13 protein-coding genes are annotated in these 15795 nt (G+C 46.7%); 9 read left to right on the top strand and 4 right to left on the bottom strand.

The features are described 5' to 3' along the window. Positions 1-348: 348 nt before the first annotated feature. Positions 349-561 carry a type II toxin-antitoxin system HicB family antitoxin gene (locus QUB14_RS15055; RefSeq protein ID WP_333217788.1) on the top strand — a complete coding sequence of 71 codons (213 nt, stop codon included), beginning with the start codon at positions 349-351 and terminating at the stop codon, positions 559-561. A 204-nt stretch (positions 562-765) separates the two neighbouring features. Beyond that, the gene (locus tag QUB14_RS15050; protein ID WP_333217787.1) at positions 766-2043 is read left to right on the top strand and encodes an FGGY-family carbohydrate kinase; all 1278 of its coding nucleotides are present in this window, start codon (positions 766-768) and stop codon (positions 2041-2043) included. 2 nt (positions 2044-2045) lie between these two features. Here QUB14_RS15050 and QUB14_RS15045 read toward each other — a convergent pair whose 3' ends face one another. The 3 genes from QUB14_RS15045 to QUB14_RS15035 all read right to left on the bottom strand — a co-directional run bounded on the left by QUB14_RS15045 (position 2046) and on the right by QUB14_RS15035 (position 5802). Continuing rightward, entirely contained in the window at positions 2046-2651 is a 606-nt protein-coding gene (locus tag QUB14_RS15045; protein WP_333217786.1) for a hypothetical protein, read from the bottom strand. A 191-nt stretch (positions 2652-2842) separates the two neighbouring features. Continuing rightward, positions 2843-5209 carry a DNA helicase PcrA gene (gene pcrA, locus QUB14_RS15040; RefSeq protein ID WP_333217785.1) on the bottom strand — a complete coding sequence of 789 codons (2367 nt, stop codon included), beginning with the start codon at positions 5207-5209 and terminating at the stop codon, positions 2843-2845. Between the two features lie 209 nt (positions 5210-5418). Next, positions 5419-5802, bottom strand: a complete 384-nt coding sequence (locus QUB14_RS15035) for a YkvA family protein (RefSeq protein ID WP_333217784.1) — start codon at positions 5800-5802, stop codon at positions 5419-5421. Positions 5803-6088: 286 nt separating this feature from the next. Here QUB14_RS15035 and QUB14_RS15030 point away from each other — a divergent pair, with 286 nt between their 5' ends. Next, positions 6089-6829, top strand: a complete 741-nt coding sequence (locus tag QUB14_RS15030; RefSeq protein WP_333217783.1) for an SIMPL domain-containing protein — start codon at positions 6089-6091, stop codon at positions 6827-6829. Between the two features lie 527 nt (positions 6830-7356). On the opposite strand, the gene QUB14_RS15025 is transcribed toward QUB14_RS15030, so the two are convergent. After that, positions 7357-8670, bottom strand: a complete 1314-nt coding sequence (locus QUB14_RS15025; RefSeq protein ID WP_333217782.1) for a DUF6861 domain-containing protein — start codon at positions 8668-8670, stop codon at positions 7357-7359. Between the two features lie 718 nt (positions 8671-9388). Between QUB14_RS15025 and QUB14_RS15020 the strand changes: the two genes are divergently transcribed. The 6 genes from QUB14_RS15020 to QUB14_RS14995 all read left to right on the top strand — a co-directional run bounded on the left by QUB14_RS15020 (position 9389) and on the right by QUB14_RS14995 (position 15760). Continuing rightward, positions 9389-10570, top strand: a complete 1182-nt coding sequence (locus QUB14_RS15020) for a F420-0:Gamma-glutamyl ligase (RefSeq protein ID WP_333217781.1) — start codon at positions 9389-9391, stop codon at positions 10568-10570. Positions 10571-10761: 191 nt separating this feature from the next. After that, on the top strand, positions 10762-12087 hold the full coding sequence (locus tag QUB14_RS15015; protein WP_333217780.1) for a GNAT family N-acetyltransferase: 1326 nt from the start codon (positions 10762-10764) through the stop codon (positions 12085-12087). Positions 12088-12376: 289 nt separating this feature from the next. Then, on the top strand, positions 12377-12835 hold the full coding sequence (gene ruvX, locus QUB14_RS15010; protein ID WP_190658725.1) for a Holliday junction resolvase RuvX: 459 nt from the start codon (positions 12377-12379) through the stop codon (positions 12833-12835). A gap of 311 nt (positions 12836-13146) precedes the next feature. Then, complete coding sequence (locus QUB14_RS15005) at positions 13147-13725, top strand: DUF3727 domain-containing protein (RefSeq protein WP_333217779.1); 579 nt, start codon at positions 13147-13149, stop codon at positions 13723-13725. A gap of 247 nt (positions 13726-13972) precedes the next feature. Further along, positions 13973-15097 carry an endolytic transglycosylase MltG gene (mltG, locus tag QUB14_RS15000; RefSeq protein WP_333217778.1) on the top strand — a complete coding sequence of 375 codons (1125 nt, stop codon included), beginning with the start codon at positions 13973-13975 and terminating at the stop codon, positions 15095-15097. Positions 15098-15238: 141 nt separating this feature from the next. Beyond that, on the top strand, positions 15239-15760 hold the full coding sequence (locus QUB14_RS14995; RefSeq protein WP_333217777.1) for a YqeG family HAD IIIA-type phosphatase: 522 nt from the start codon (positions 15239-15241) through the stop codon (positions 15758-15760). Positions 15761-15795 lie beyond the last annotated feature (35 nt).

Genomic DNA, 15795 nt, shown 5'->3' with positions numbered 1-15795 from the left:
CCCCCCCCCCCCCCCCCCCCCCCCCCCCCGCCCGCGTATTTCCTTCTCTCGCATCGAGAACTGTAAGTTGTAATCTATAGCTATTTCAGCCCTTTGTCAATTCTTTTTTTGAGAACCTTTTTCTACGAAGTTATCGGCTTTTGGTCATTTCATTACCTGCTACGCGGGGGTTACTCTTCAAACAACAGACTTGCGAAATTCGGGTCATAGCAATTGGCTAACACAAACTGTTTAGGGTTCAGAAACCGGGTTTTTTACCAAATATTTGGTTGTAGTCAGCAGATTCGGTAAAAACCCGGTTTCTTTGGTCAGTGCGTAAATCCTAATCTACTCTAAATTCGAGATAAAATGATGCGTTATGCCATTGTCATTGAAAAAACACCGAATAACTATTCAGCATATCCACCCGATTTACCGGGATGTGCAGCCACAGGCGCTACCCTTGCGGAAGTACAGCAGCAAATTAAAGAAGCGATCGAATTTCACTTAGAAGGATTGCGAGAAGAAGGTTTACCGATTCCCGAACCAACTACGCTTTGTGACTATGTAGAAGCACGATAATCTCAGAAACCCGGTTTCTTTCTAGATTTCTCGTCACTCAACGCAAAACTCGTAGAAACCGGGTTTCTAGCCCCCATGCTTAAGCCATGAACTTACGCACTAATGCCAAAGAAACCGGGTTTTACCTAATCTGTGGGTGACAACGAAAGATTTTCGTAAAAAAACCCGGTTTCTGAGATATAGGAAAATTCGTGGGAGTTGTAAATGAATCTTTATTTGGGAATAGATTTCGGCACCACGGGCGCGCGATCGACTGTCATAGACTCCCAGGGTACAATACATTGTGAGACAGAATATACTTTTGCTAACAACGGGCAACAACAGCCTGAATTGCCCTCGGTGTGGCAAAATGCGCTGTGGGATTCGATCGAGCAAATTCCCCCAACAATCCGCAATCAGGTAAGGGCGATCGCCCTTGACGGCACATCTTCCACTGTCATGCTGTGCAATACCGACGGTATACCAGTATGCGAGCCGATTTTATACAATGATGGGCGCGGTGCAGCGGTGACAGAAAGGTTGCGGGCGATCGCCCCGGATAACCACACAGTATTGAGCGCTACATCAAGTCTGGCTAAACTCCTCTGGTTGCAGGAGGGCGGGCACGGGGGCACCGCCCCTACGGTTTTCCTGCATCAAGCTGACTGGCTGGCTTTTCTGCTGCACGGAAAATTGGGAATTAGCGACTATCACAATGCTTTGAAACTCGGTTTCGATGTTGATACTTTGTGCTATCCGAATTGGCTGACACAGGGAATTGCTGGCGCTGCAACACCTGAATTGCCGCAAGTTGTCGCACCGGGCACGCCTGTGGGGGAAGTGAGAGCTCAAGTGGGCGATCGCTTCGGTTTTCCCCGCGATTGTATGATTTGTGCTGGCACAACCGATAGCATTGCAGCGTTTTTAGCAAGCGGTGTCACTTTACCAGGGGAAGCAGTAACTTCTCTCGGTTCTACACTAGCAGTCAAACTGTTAAGTCATACCCGCGTAGATGATTCTAGATACGGGATTTACAGTCATAAATTAGGCGATTTGTGGTTAGTTGGAGGTGCTTCTAATACCGGAGGTGCGGTGCTGCGACACTTTTTTAGTGATGTTGAGTTGGATAATTATAGTACACAAATTGATCCAGCACAAGAGAGTTTGCTGGATTATTACCCATTGTTGAAAAAGGGCGATCGCTTTCCGATTAATGACCCGAATTTGGCGCCCAGACTCGAACCGCGTCCAACTGATTCAGTGGAATTTCTGCACGGTTTGCTAGAAAGCATAGCGCGGATTGAAGCGCGGGGATATCAATTATTTCAAGAATTGGGTGCAACTCCTTTGACAAAAGTTTATACTGCTGGCGGCGGGGCAAAAAATGCGGTTTGGAGTGCGATTAGACAGCGTTATTTAAAAGTGCCTGTTGAAACGCCAATTCATACTGCTGCTGCTTATGGGGTGGCGCTGTTGGCGATGCGGGGTGCGATGGGGATATAATGCTAATTTTCGCCCACCATCCACACTAAAAATCCCAATATTTTATCTACTGGAGGTAGCGGATAATCGGTAAGATCGATCGTTACTATTTGCCCTTCCAACTTGAGAAACCGCCAAGCTGTGCCGCTGGAAACGCTGCCGTAAATGACGGAAATCGATCGCCCTTTGGCTTCATTAAATCTCTGGGCCGCCACCATTTCAGCCATACATTGACCCAAACCAACTTTCAAATCTCCTTTTTTAGCTTCCACCATCACAATTACCGGGGCCTCAACGTCTAATTGTTCCGGGGAACGGCTGATGATAAAATCGCAAACTCCTGTAAGTCCAACAGCTACATCAACATTAAATTCCTCACCCGAAAACACGCTGATTTGTTGGTTCAGAATCCTGCGAACTTCTAGCAATACAGGGTTAATAATAGCTTCAGAACGGGCTTTTTCGGTGCTAGTGGCGATCGCCCAAGGCAAATTTGTCTCCAGCATGGTTTGCAATGCTGTTGCGGGTGCGATCGGTTCGATTTCCGGCAGAAATCTGATTCCTTCCACTACTGTAAGATTGAAGGCTTCTTTAACCTTGCCGATAGTCGTAAATTGACTGTAAGACATAAGAGTTTAGGTTTTTATTTCTACTTTTTACTTAGATAAAACGAAGGTTGAAACCGCGTCTACACAAACGAGGTTCCCGACATGGACTAAAGATAAAAACGTAATTTTTACCGCATTTTCACCGCCCATTCTTCAAGCCGCTATTCTAGGTTTTGCCTGTATAGACGCGGTTTAAAACGCCGGATTTTCTCTTACACTCGCTGCAACTTAGCTGTTCTCGGATCGATAATTTTTCTGCCCAAACCCGAAAACTTAATTGCCAAATTAATTTTGTCGCCCGCCCCTAAAACGTGCGTAATTTCTCCAACTCCAAAAGCATGATGAAAAACCCGATCGCCCGTTTGCCAATCCGCCGATTGTCCATTGTTTCCCGGTTGAGAACTCCCGGAAGTAGCTGCTGAATTATTACTTTTTCCCTTAGATGCAGCCGTTTTCCCCGCTGGAGTTTTCTTCGCACTTCCAGCCAGCAAATGTGTCGGCAATTCTCCTAAGAATAGCGAAGGGGTGCAGTGTTCCCGGAAACCTCCCCACAAGCGGCGTTCGCGAGTGTGGGTGAGAAATAGCAATTCCTGGGCGCGAGTGATGCCGACGTAGCACAAACGGCGTTCTTCTTCGATCGCTTTCGGGTCGTCCAAACTGCGGAAATTGGGAAATAAACCCTGTTCCATTCCGACTAGAAATACTACGGGAAATTCTAACCCTTTGGCGGAGTGCAGCGTCATCAGCGACACGCGGGAATCTTCTTCCTGCAAGTCATCTAAATCGGATGCTAAAGATGCTTTTGCTAAAAATGATGTCAGCGTCGGTTCTTCGTTTTGTTCTTCAAATTGTAGCACTGCATTGTACAATTCTCTGACGTTTTCTATCCGATTTTCGGCTTCTTCGGTTCCTTGATTCTTCAAATCTTGAATGTAGCCTGAATCTTCGATAATTCCTTGGACAATTTGCGAAGCGGGCAGGGTTTCAACTTGCGATTGCCAACGACCAATCATTTCGGCAAACTTTATAATAGCTTTTGCCGATCGCCCTGCTAGAGTATTGACAGAAGATTCATCGCTGAGGATTTCCCACAACGGAATGCCTAACTGAGTTGCAGCGTCTTCGATTTTGGAAAATGTGGTATCCCCAATGCCGCGACGCGGAGTATTGATGATGCGTTTGAGGCTGACGCTATCGTCGGGATTGGCAAGCGCCCGCAGGTATGCTAGGATATCTTTGATTTCTTTGCGATCGTAAAACTTCAGGCCGCCGACAATATTGTAAGGAATGTCTAAACGCATTAACGCTTCTTCAAAAGAGCGAGATTGAGCGTTTGTGCGGTAGAGAATCGCAAAGTTACTGCCGTTTTCGTATTCGGAATTTTGGCGCTTCAAGGAATGAATTTGACCCGCTACAAATTCCGCTTCATCTAATTCGTTGTCGGCGCGCCAGACAACAATCGGAGCTCCCGGTTCGCGAGTCGGGCGCAGAATTTTCTCGATGCGTTCGGTATTGTGTTCGATCAAGTGGTTCGCCACTTGCAGGATGTTTTCGCGCGATCGATAATTTTCCTCTAATTTTACCATTGTCCGAGTTTTTTCGTCGGACAAACCGTCTCCGAAATCCTCTTGAAATTCCAGCAATATGGTATAATCTGCCATCCGAAAGCTGTAAATTGATTGATCGACATCGCCCACGACAAAAATTGAGCGGTTTTGCCATTTATCGAAGCTTTTCGGGTCGGCGTTATTTGTCACCAACATCCGAATCAAATCGTATTGAGTGCGGTTGGTATCTTGGTATTCGTCAACTAAAATATGGCAAAACTTTTTATGCCAGTAACTTAATACTTGCTCGTTTTGGCTCAAAAGTTTAACGGGAACGAGGATTAAATCGTCAAAATCTAGGGCATTGTTGGCTGCTAAAGCGTCTTGGTAGCGACTGTAAACATCGGCAATCACGCGACCTCTGTAATCCGGTTCTGCTGCTTGGTATTCTTGAGGCGACAAGCCTTTATTTTTAGCGTTGCTGATGACATAGCGGACTTTTCGCGGGTCAAATTTCTTGTCGTCTAGGTTCAGTGTTTTGGTAACAATTTGTTTGACGATACCTTGAGCATCTGATTCATCAAAAATCGAAAAGTTTTTCTGCCACTTGCGGCCTTTTTCGTCTTGGTATTTTTCAATATCGTAGCGGAGAATGCGGCTGCACAAAGAGTGGAAAGTTCCCATCCAAATGTGCTTGGTAATTCTTTGGTAAATGTGCGATCGCAATTTGGTTTGCACATTCGGGGCTAAGTCTACCAAAGGTTTGCCATATTCCGCTTCAGCTTGCTGAGTGGCCAGCAATTTCTCAATTCTTTCTTTCATCTCCCTGGCGGCTTTATTTGTAAATGTCACCGCCAGAATATTTTCAGGATCGACTCGATGGGTGCGAACTAAGTTAGCAACTCGGTAAGTTAGAGCTCGGGTTTTGCCGGAACCAGCGCCCGCTACTACTAACAGCGGCCCGTTATAATGGGCGACTGCTTGGCGCTGAGATGGGTTGAGGTGGCTGAGGAAATCAGTGGTTTGAGTCATAGCTAGAAAGTTAGTTTAATTTTTTAAGGGGTAAATAATACTTGGTATGCGATACCGCGAGTTTTTTTAACGTAAGGTGCGCCTAGCGCACCCTATATTATAACGAGAAAGGTGATTTTTTGAACTTTAAATATTTTTTGGCCTAGCGAGTTGTTTAAGGTAAGGTGCTCGGCGCGCACCCTACACAATAACTAGATAGGTGATTTTTTTTAACGTTTAAATATCCGTGTTAGCCACATTGCTGCTAATATTCCCAAGCCAATCCAAATGGCAATAATCACAACAGCGGCAGCCCGATTTATCGGTTTTCCTCGCTCTATTTCTGCGGCTGCTTTTTCCCGACACTCGGCTAAAACCTCTGGCGGAATCATCTTCAGTACCAGCCAAATTCCCAAAGGTACAATTATCAAATCGTCCAAGTAGCCGAGAACCGGTATGAAGTCAGGAATTAAGTCGATCGGGCTAAAAGCGTAGGCAACCGTAAGGCCTGCTAAAATTCTGGCGTACCAAGGTACTCTCTGGTCTGTACTTGCTAAATAAACAGCGTAAGTTTCTTTTTTGAGTCGGCGGGCAACTTGTTTTAAGGATTGCATTTTTTAAAAATTTTATCATTTTTAAAATTTATTTAAAATGAAATAGTAGTTGCGTCGGAGTGTCATAAACTGGGTGGGTTTCTATATTTATCGTTGCCAAACCTCTTATTTTACCCAGAACACCAATTTTTTAGGGGAGCGTCCTGCGGACATCATAATAACTCATAATTTATTCAGAAGTACGGACTATTTTTTTAGTTGCTAAAAATGTAACAACCCGGATATTTAGCAATTTCAGTGGGAAGGTAAAGTATAGCATCTGTTGTATGTGAGGAGAATCAAATTTATGAATTCAACTTTACGATCGCGCGATCGCATTAACTTCCGCAGTCTGGTAACAGCGTTGTGTTTAACCTTAACTCTCGTGAGTTTTGTGAGATTAGATCCGGCGGCTGCTCAAGAACAGCGGATCAGAACGTTGACTGTTACTGGGCGGGGTGTGGAAGCGATTCCCACAACTCAAACACAAGTGCGACTGGGGGTTGAGGTGCAGGGGAAAACGGCGGCCGAGGTGCAGCAGGAAGCGGCGAGGCGATCGTCGGCTGTGGTAGAGTTGCTGCGATCGCGCCAAGTCGAAAAACTCGAAACTGCCGGCATCTCCCTCAATCCCATTTATAACTTCGACAACAACCAACAGCGCTTGACGGGCTATACGGCGACGAATACCGTCAGTTTTCGGATTAATACTGCATCTGCCGGCACTTTGCTTGACGATGCGGTGAATGCCGGAGCCACACGCATCGACGGCGTGAGTTTTGTCGCTGCCGATAGTGCGATCGAATCTGCTCGAAAACAAGCACTCCGCAAAGCAACTCAAGATGCTCAAGCGCAAGCGGATGCAGTCTTTAGCGCGCTCAACCTGAAGCGGGGAGAGATTCTGGGCATTCAAGTCAACGGTGCGATCGCGCCGCCTCCAATGTATCGGCAATTGGCTGGTGCTCGCATGGCTGCTGCTGACGCTACAACGCCTGTGGTGGGAGGGGAACAGCAGGTAGAAGCTTCTGTGACTTTGCAATTTGGATATTAAATAGTTAGGGGTTGAACTGGCCACATCAGCTTGACCCTAACTATTTCTCGATTTATCAAGCAGCTTTTTCTACAAAAAACTTTAGCAGTTTTAACCACTTCTGCCCGTAGTCGAGAAATTGTTCGCCTCCCACACAAATATTTCCGTATCTTCGCCCCCAAGAGCCACAACACTCAAAGCCTTAACAGTTTTAGCGCCAAACAAAGTTTCACTCTAAGTAAGTCGGTGGAAAAATTCATAACTATGTAAGTAAATATTAAGTGGCGCACTCTCAGTTAAAGTGTAACTGCTGGCTGCAACTTTGTTGCGGTGAGCAGTTACGCCAAATGGCTACAACCTATTATGAACTCTGAACGGAATCTCTCCTTTTTCAGGAGGAGAGTTCCTCAATAAATAGACTCTCCGTTAAACCCTAGGCGATCGCATTCCTCCTAAACAGAAAAGAGTGGACTCTTTTCTAAGATCCACTCTCTGTTAAACTCTCTTAGGGCTAGCTTTAACAAGCTGGAGTTAAGCCCTTACTTTACCTAGTCCTTAATGATTCTCTTGTCATTAATGACCACTTTGTCCTTGAGTTCAGGACTGCCCGAGATGTGAATATCACTATCCTTATTTTCCTCTGCGGCGGATTCGGCTAGATATTGGGCAGATGACTTAACATCGTGCGCTGCACCTTTAGCAGATTCGGCTGCATTTTGGGCAGATGATTTAAAATCATGCGCTGCACCTTGAGGGGATGGGGTTGCATTTTGGGCAGGGGACCTAAAATCAGGCACTGGAGGTTTAGCAGATTCGGCTGCATTTTGGGCAGATGATTTAAAATCATGCGCTGCACCTTGAGGAGATGGGGTTGCATTTTGGGCAGATGACTTAACATCCTGCGCTGCACCTTTAGCAGATTCGACAGCATTTTGGGCAGATGACTTAACATCCTGCTTAACATCCTGCGCTGCACCTTTAGCAGATTCGGCAGCATTTTGGGCAGATGACTTAACATCCTGCGCTGCACCTTTAGCAGATTCGGCGGCGCTTTGAGCAGATGACTTAATTGATTCAGCGGCACTCTGGCCAGATGACTTAAGCGATTCGGCGGCACTTTTTATAGATGGCTCAACTGCCTTCGCTGTATCTTTTACAGTCGATCTAAGATCCTGAGTGGCACCCTCAATTTCCTGAGCTACAGCTTTGACAGAAGGCTTAACTTCATCAGCAGTACTCTTAATAGAGTCCGCTGCACTTTGTATAGAAGGCTTGACACCTTCGACTGTCTGCTTGACTGAATCTTTTACTTCTCTAATCGTAGGTGTGACTTCCTCGGATGCGCTCTTGACTGCATCTACTACAGAAGGCTTGACTTCCTTAACTGTCTGATCGACAGATTCGGCGATACTTTTAATCGAAGGCTTAGTTTCCTCAACAGTCTCCTTGACTGCTTCTGCTGTAGCTTTGATAGATGGTTTAACTTCCTCAGCAGTTTCCTTTACTACTGTCCCTAGCTCTTCTACAGTGTGTTTAATACCGTCTGCTACAGTGTGTGCTGCATCCCCTAAATTATCTACAGCACGGTTAACAGTATCAGCAGTACCTTTACCAATCATAGCGCCAGCAACTGAGCCTGCTACAGCACCAATAATGCCTCCAGAGCGAGCACCTAGGATACCACCGACTGCTGCTCCTGCTATCCTCGCACCAATGCCTGAGCCTGATGATTGATCTTCCTGTGATTCTGCATTTTCGTTAGTCTGAGCCTGAATCTGCTGGTTCTCGCTATTGTCAACTTTCTTTTCCTGGAAGTCAGGATTTGCTTCAGGCTGGTTAAAAGGCTGTTTATTATCAGTCATAGATATCCTTGGGTATTACTGCTACACTTACTAGGCTAACTATATACTTCTCAGAAAATGTACTGCCTAAGAACTAGATTTTGACTGTTACTTAAGAAGTAGATTCTCAAAGGTACTGACCACTAGGGCGCTAGCGGCTCGCTGTTCATTCGACCTTGAAGAAGCTGGAGGCGCGCGTTAGCGAAGCCCTCGAAGAGGAGCGCACATCTGGAACAGTCTTAGCTGATCGATCCAAAAATGACTCCTGTCTACATACTTGTTTACAGATTAAATGATTAATAGATTTTCTAAAAAATGTCGATTATCAGCTTAGAATTTAACGTTTAAAAAAATAGATAATAATATTTTTTAGAAAAATGGCAACTATTTAATTATTGAATTAAGTGATTTGTTTTGTAGACGTTGCTGATTTCCGGTAGGAAAGGCTAAATATGCAAGTCAGAGAAACCAGTATCCACAAAGATTGGGGATTTTCAACTGATTTTTTTCATACCCTGATTAAGCAACGCCAGATTTTGGAGCGATCTAACTCACGAGGAGAGCTCTTTGAACAGCAACTTGACCGCTTTAGCCACCAGAGGCGATCGCACTTACGTGTAATTGGGCATAAGTTCGATCGCCCCCAACAACCCCCAAAACTTCAATTACTACCGGATCGTCGATCGAAGTGACAGAGATCGACTAAAGTAAACAGAAATTATTATTGGCGGTAATTAGAGTGATCGAGACTTTAGCAACAGGAGTCGCAGCAGCAGGTTCGCTGCTAGCATTGGGCGGGTTAGGCCTAGAGTTGAACTATCGCCGGACTGGAAGTCCAAATAAACTAGAACTAACAGCAGGAGAATGGCACTTAGCCATCTCGGAACCCAACCGCTATCTTTTAGTCGGGGAAATGGAGTTCCGCAACCTGACACAGCGGTTTGAGATTATGTTGCCGGAAGTGCGGGCGCAGGTGAAACTGCTGTCTGACGGAAGTTTAGATGGCGTTACTTCCGAGACAAAGGTGATTCCTTGCCACAAAGAGGCAGCAGCCAGAACAGACGATTACTGGTTCGGCTATATTGTTAAAGCCCAAAAAAACACGAAAATTAAAGTCTCTGTAGACATTCAAGGGCAAGATTTAACCAAATTGCAATCAGCTTGGGTGCAAGTACACTTCGTCACCTACGGCCCGGGCGGGCGCATCCCCAAAGTCCGTAACGTAGTAGTTCCCCTGCAATTTCCCAACTCGGACACCGTACCCATCGCCAGAAATGTCGGAGTGGCAGAAGTCTTGCCGATTCGCACTCACATACTGGCCGAATTGGACAATCCAGTCGAAATAGTCAAGCGGTACGTGCTGCCGCGCGCCCAGAAAGGCGATATTGTCGCCTTGGCAGAAACTCCCCTAGCTTTGATGCAGGGACGCTACCGCCATCCCAGCGAAGTCAAACCAGGATGGGCGGCAAAGCGAGTGTGCTTGTTTTTCTTGCCCACATCGAGTTTGGCCACGGCTTGCGGGATGCAGACGTTGGTTGATGTAGTAGGCCCTTGGCGCGTAGTAGCGGCATTTGCGATCGGCGCTGTGGCCAAAATATTTGGCAAACCGGGAGTCTTTTACCAACTAGCAGGGGAACAAGCCAGGCTCATCGACGACGTTACCGGGACTTTGCCTCCCTTCGACCAATTTATTGTCCTGGGCCCAGACAATCCCCAGCAAGTTGTAGAAGAAATTCAACGAGAAACCGGGCTTGCGGCGGCGATCGTAGACGCTAATGACTTGAAAGCAGTTAAGATATTAGCAGCGACCTCCGATTTATCGGTAACATTCTTAGAGCAAGCTTTGCGAAGCAACCCCGCCGGGAATGGTGACGAGCGAACACCGGTCGTTCTAATTCGACCTCTGCCACAAAAATCTTGAGTTGAAAAGAGAAAATTAAAAATTCAAAAAGATGATTTGAAATTTTTAATTTTCGATCGCGCAAGAAAGGGAGAAGAATCAAAAGTTATAAGTTTTGAACTCAAAATTTACCCACTCAAAACTCAAAACTTCCCTAACTCTTCCCCTTTCTGAATTTTTATTTTTAAATTTCCCTTCTCCACTTTTATGCTATGACTTCATTTCCCTCCCAAAACCAAAACCAGGTTGTGATTCGCCCGTTTCAGTATCGCGACATCGAGGTGATGGAACAACTGTGCGCGGAAACAGCCGACGAGCCAGAAAATCGCAAGGGCGCAAGCTGCGACGTGGTACTGGGTAGAAAGTTGCAGCAGATTCGCCGCTGGTACGGACTGCTAAAGATTTTTAGCTTGTTTCCCAACCCTTGTCAGTCCCTGTTCCGGGCCCACGTTGCCGAAGAAGAGGGGAGCGTTAAGGGCATAATTCAGATTTCTCCTTTCAACCGCACCCGCAGCACTTGGCGGATCGATCGCATAGGAGTAGACCCGGAAGCCCGCAGCAAAGGAATTGGTTCCATGCTGCTGCGGTACTGCTTTGAGGCAGTCTGGGAGGCGCGGACGTGGCTGTTGGAAGTGAATGTCGGCGACAAAACTTCCTTGGCTTTGTATCGGCAGAACGGGTTTCAGCCTTTGGCCCAGATGACATACTGGACGATCGCCCCAGAACGCCTGCAAGAAATGGCCAACTCGACGCCAGATTTGCCCAACCTGCTGCCTGTTAGCAACGCCGACGCTCAGTTGCTCTACCAACTGGATACCGCGTCTATGCCGCCCCTGGTGCGCCAAGTATTCGATCGCCACATTCAAGATTTCAAAACCAGTTTTTTCGGCGCTTTAGTCGAAGGTGTCAGACAGTGGCTGGGCAAAACCGAGGTAGTCAGCGGTTACGTATTTGAACCGCAGCGCAAAGCCGCGATCGGCTATTTTCAGGTGCAGCTATCCCGCAACGGCCAGCAACCGCACGTCGCCCAGTTGACTGTACACCCGGCCTACACTTGGCTGTACCCAGAACTGCTGTCCCAGATGGCGCGCCTCGTTCAAGATTTCCCGGTTCAAAGCCTGCAACTGGCTTCCGCTGACTATCAGCCGGAACGGGAAGCTTATTTAGAGCAATTTGGAGCAGTGCGCGTGGAACACAGTTTGCTGATGTCTCGATCGGTGTGGCACAAATTGCGCGAGTCCAAGTTGGTCTCTCTCGAAGGACTCCAGCTATCAGAAATGTTGCAAAGCTTCCAGCCAACTCGCAAACCCGTACCGGGCCGGATGTCCTGGCTCGGCCCGATGGCTGGGGAAGCAGCAGCCGGGCCCGCATCCTCCGAGATTAAACCTCTGTTGTCTGACTCAGGAAACAGCCAAGCCAATCAAGTTAACCCCTTGAACTTCCATAATTCCGAATCATCGGCAACAGATAGCAGCAGCATTTTGCCTCTAAAATTGCCCGAATTGCCTCTAGACGAAGGCTCCCAAGAGAAAAGTTAATACTTAATAGTTAAAAGCAGAAGGTAAAAGGTAGAAGGCAGAAAAAAATAGAATTAATCATCCAATAAATTCCTTTTTTCGGTCATAATCCCCAAAATCTTCCTTCTGCTTTTGATTGAACTTAACTTAAGATTACCTATCTTCTTCTTACTTTCTTCTCTTACTCCTTCGCGTTCTTCGCGTCTTCGCGGTTCGTTAAATAAGATTATTTCCGCAAAAAAACAGTAAATCTAAAATCTAAAATCTAAAATCTAAAATCTAAAATCTAAAATTGATTGATTGATAGATAATGTCCAACGATAAATTATGGATTTCAGCTCTGGGATTAGATATCGGCCTCAAACGAGTCGGCATCGCCGGGTGTGACGGCACGGGTTTAATAGCTACGGGCATTACAACACTGGTACGATCGTCCTTCGATCGAGACGTAGCTTATCTCCGAGAAATCGTGCGAGAGCGGAGAGTTCAAATTTTGGTTGCAGGCTTGCCCTACTCCCTGAGCGGAGAATTAGGCACTCAAGCCCGACAAGTGCAGAAATATGCTACTCGCATCGCCACAGCCTTAGAGCTCCCCCTAGAATACGTAGACGAGCGCCTGACTTCGGTTGAGGCAGAGGAATTGATGAAAACACAAGGGATTTCGGTGTCGCAAAATAAGGGTGCGATCGATCGCAAAGCAGCCGCCCTGATTTTGCAGCAGTGGCTAGACGAGCGGAGGCAAAATATCTGCGCCCCTCCCAATCCTTGATAGCTGGTAACAAAGGCGTGATATCCTGGTTGTGCAAGTTTGCTACGCACACCTGTAACCCTTGACAAACTGGAGAAAATTCTGCTGTACCCCGGTACTGAAGAAGCACAAAATCGTGATTTGTCCTCAGTGTCGCTTGCTGACTCGACTGAGATTTAAACGCTGCACTCCTCGCCTGTGGAAAAGGCCGCGAGTCTCGCGGTTTAAGCTGGTGGACTGGCGATCGCCCACTTAGCCAGAATATCGCCACGAAAATTCCCCATTGTCAAGCAAACGTTACTGAATTATTGACGGAAAATAAGATACACGCGATGTCCTCATCCCCATACCGCAAAAAAGAGAATGGCAATTCCAACGAAGAGTCCGTCACCCTGACGGATGAAGTTGGGCGATCGCTGACTTGCAACATAGAATATTCTATGAATCTAGAAGGTCAAGAATACGCTTTGCTGCTGCCAATTGACTCGCCCGTAGAAATTTTTACTTGGCAGGGAGACGATAACGACGAAGCAGCAATTCCTGTAGAAGACGAGGCCGAAATTGACAAAATTTTTGATACAGCTAAAGTTGTGCTGCAAGAGCAGAACTTGACGCTCCGACGCACGGCGGTGACGCTGACTGTGGTTGGCGAATTGCCGGAATTTCCCGAAGAGGATATGGCATCCGATGCCGATCCGGATGAGGAGTCCGAGTTCGAGGAGCTGATGTGGCTGACCAGCTTCTACCACGAAGAACAGGAATATGCAATTTATACGCCTCTAGACCCGTTCTTTATCTTGGCTAGAATGGATGACGACGGCAAGCCAGAATTGCTTTCGGAAGAAGAGTTCCAAAGGCTGGAACCGATGTTACCTATGCTGGAAGACCAGTTCTTTGACGATCTTGATTAGAGATTAATTGCAGACACAAGGTCTGATGGCAAAAAGCAGAATTTTTTACTATTTTATAAAAAAGTAAACTGCTCGCCCGATCGAACTTTTTGGAGATGGCCGCTTCTGCCTTCGCGATCGGGCGTTTGAATTGGGCCGCGTGAATAGGGTCTTTTAAAGGGCTTGTATTCCTAACTTTTCGGTCATCAATCGCAGGTCATCAGTCATTAGTCGCTAGTTAACCGCCGCTTATCCAGGACAACGGACTATGAGTAAAGAACAAATGACAAAAGGCAGCGCGCGCGAGAGCCGAAAAGGAACTCCGCAAGTCTCTAAATGGTTGTTTTATCTGGCGTTGCTGCCGGCAATCTGGGGGGTTTGCGCTTGGCAGGGCTGGGCTTGGTGGAGCTGGGCTTCCGCCCCGCCTAAAATAGCTGAAACGTCAACTTCTCCGCCAGAGGATGCTGCTGTTTTGATTCAAATCCCGGAGGGTACTCCCAGTCAAAAAATCGGGCGGGATTTAGAGGCTGCGGGGTTGATTCGATCGAGCTCGGCATGGAATATGTGGACCCGCTGGCTGACTCTGCAAAACCGCGAGGGAGGTTTTCAAGCAGGAACTTACAAACTGTCGCCGACTCAGCCTCTGAGTGCAGTTGCTGACAAAATTTGGAAGGGCGAAGTCGTACAGCAGAGTTTCACGATTCCAGAAGGGTGGTCGCTGCAACAAATGAGCGCTTATTTTGAAGCGCAAGGTTTTTTCCCGGCTAAGGATTTTATGGCGGTGGCGAGTCAAGTTCCCTACGCTCAGTACCCTTGGCTGCCGAGCGGCCTGCCTCACTTGGAAGGGTTTTTGTACCCGGATACTTATCAGCTAGACGGCGATGCAATTAGCCCGCAAGCTGTCATTAAGCAAATGCTCGGTCGCTTCGAGGAGTTGGCTTTGCCGATATATCAAAAAAATCAGAAGAATACTAAGCTGGATTTGAAAGAGTGGGTGACGCTGGCGAGTATTGTGGAAAAAGAGGCTGTGGTTGCGGGCGAGCGCAATCGTATTTCTGGGGTATTCAACAACCGTCTGAATAAGGGTATGCCTTTGGGTTCTGACCCGACGGTTGAATACGCCCTCGGCATTAGGCAAACGAAGGAAAAGCCTTTGACTTTCAAGCAGGTGGAAACTCCTTCTCCTTACAATACTTATATCAATGTAGGGCTGCCGCCAACTCCGATCGCATCTCCGGGAATAGCAAGTCTGGAAGCGACTCTGACTCCGGAAAAGACAGAATACCTGTACTTTATGGCTCGATACGACGGCACTCACATTTTTAGCCGCACGCAGGCGGAACACGATGCTGCGATTGCTAAAGTTGACCAGCAGTTGCGATCGACTCAATAGATAGGCAATGACTAATACAAAAGTAAAAAGTCAAAAGTCACAAAGCAAAAGCAATAATTATTCACTTTTGATTTTTTACTTTTTTAATCTTTAACTTCCAATTTCTTATTTCTCAATCTAAACCTAAAATCTAAAATCATTATGACTTGGGGTAAAATACTACAGCCTGACTTAGTTCTCGGCGATTCAGTCATGAAGTTAACGGCTGATATTCTGCAGAAATATAATATTAAAGGATTAGTTTTGGATGTGGACGAAACTCTCGTTCCCATTACAGCAATGAATGCTTCTCCTGAACTCACCCTGTGGGTGGAAGAAATAAAACCCGTGGTATCGCTGTGGTTGGCGAGCAATAATTTAAGTCAGACTCGGATCGGTCGGATTGCTGAGTCTTTGAATCTACCCTACATCACGGGTGCGGCTAAGCCGTCGCGCCGCAAGTTGCGAAAGGCTATTAATGCAATGAATTTGCCGGTGGAACAAGTGGCGATGGTGGGCGATCGACTTTTTACTGATGTTTTGGCAGGCAATCGTTTGGGTATGTTTACTATTTTAGTGGAACCAATGGTTGATGCTGGGTATGCGCTTCGCAAGTATCCGGTGCGCTCTTTTGAAGTTTGGGTTTCTCAAGCTTTGGGGGCTTCTCTGAAAATTAAAGATTAAATTGGGCATAGGGCATAGGGCATAGGCACAGGGCA

It is taken from the genome of Microcoleus sp. B3-D2, from assembly GCF_036705345.1.
Classification (GTDB): Bacteria; Cyanobacteriota; Cyanobacteriia; order Cyanobacteriales; family Microcoleaceae; genus Microcoleus.
This window is presented reverse-complemented; position numbering and strand designations above follow the sequence as displayed.

Coding starts and splice junctions, on each gene's coding strand:
- QUB14_RS15055 (WP_333217788.1), top strand. CDS start 349: ATGATGCGTTATGCCATTGTCATTGAAAAAACACCGAATAACTATTCA.
- QUB14_RS15050 (WP_333217787.1), top strand. CDS start 766: ATGAATCTTTATTTGGGAATAGATTTCGGCACCACGGGCGCGCGATCG.
- QUB14_RS15045 (WP_333217786.1), bottom strand. CDS start 2,651: ATGTCTTACAGTCAATTTACGACTATCGGCAAGGTTAAAGAAGCCTTC.
- pcrA (WP_333217785.1), bottom strand. CDS start 5,209: ATGACTCAAACCACTGATTTCCTCAGCCACCTCAACCCATCTCAGCGC.
- QUB14_RS15035 (WP_333217784.1), bottom strand. CDS start 5,802: ATGCAATCCTTAAAACAAGTTGCCCGCCGACTCAAAAAAGAAACTTAC.
- QUB14_RS15030 (WP_333217783.1), top strand. CDS start 6,089: ATGAATTCAACTTTACGATCGCGCGATCGCATTAACTTCCGCAGTCTG.
- QUB14_RS15025 (WP_333217782.1), bottom strand. CDS start 8,670: ATGACTGATAATAAACAGCCTTTTAACCAGCCTGAAGCAAATCCTGAC.
- QUB14_RS15015 (WP_333217780.1), top strand. CDS start 10,762: ATGACTTCATTTCCCTCCCAAAACCAAAACCAGGTTGTGATTCGCCCG.
- ruvX (WP_190658725.1), top strand. CDS start 12,377: ATGTCCAACGATAAATTATGGATTTCAGCTCTGGGATTAGATATCGGC.
- QUB14_RS15005 (WP_333217779.1), top strand. CDS start 13,147: ATGTCCTCATCCCCATACCGCAAAAAAGAGAATGGCAATTCCAACGAA.
- mltG (WP_333217778.1), top strand. CDS start 13,973: ATGAGTAAAGAACAAATGACAAAAGGCAGCGCGCGCGAGAGCCGAAAA.
- QUB14_RS14995 (WP_333217777.1), top strand. CDS start 15,239: ATGACTTGGGGTAAAATACTACAGCCTGACTTAGTTCTCGGCGATTCA.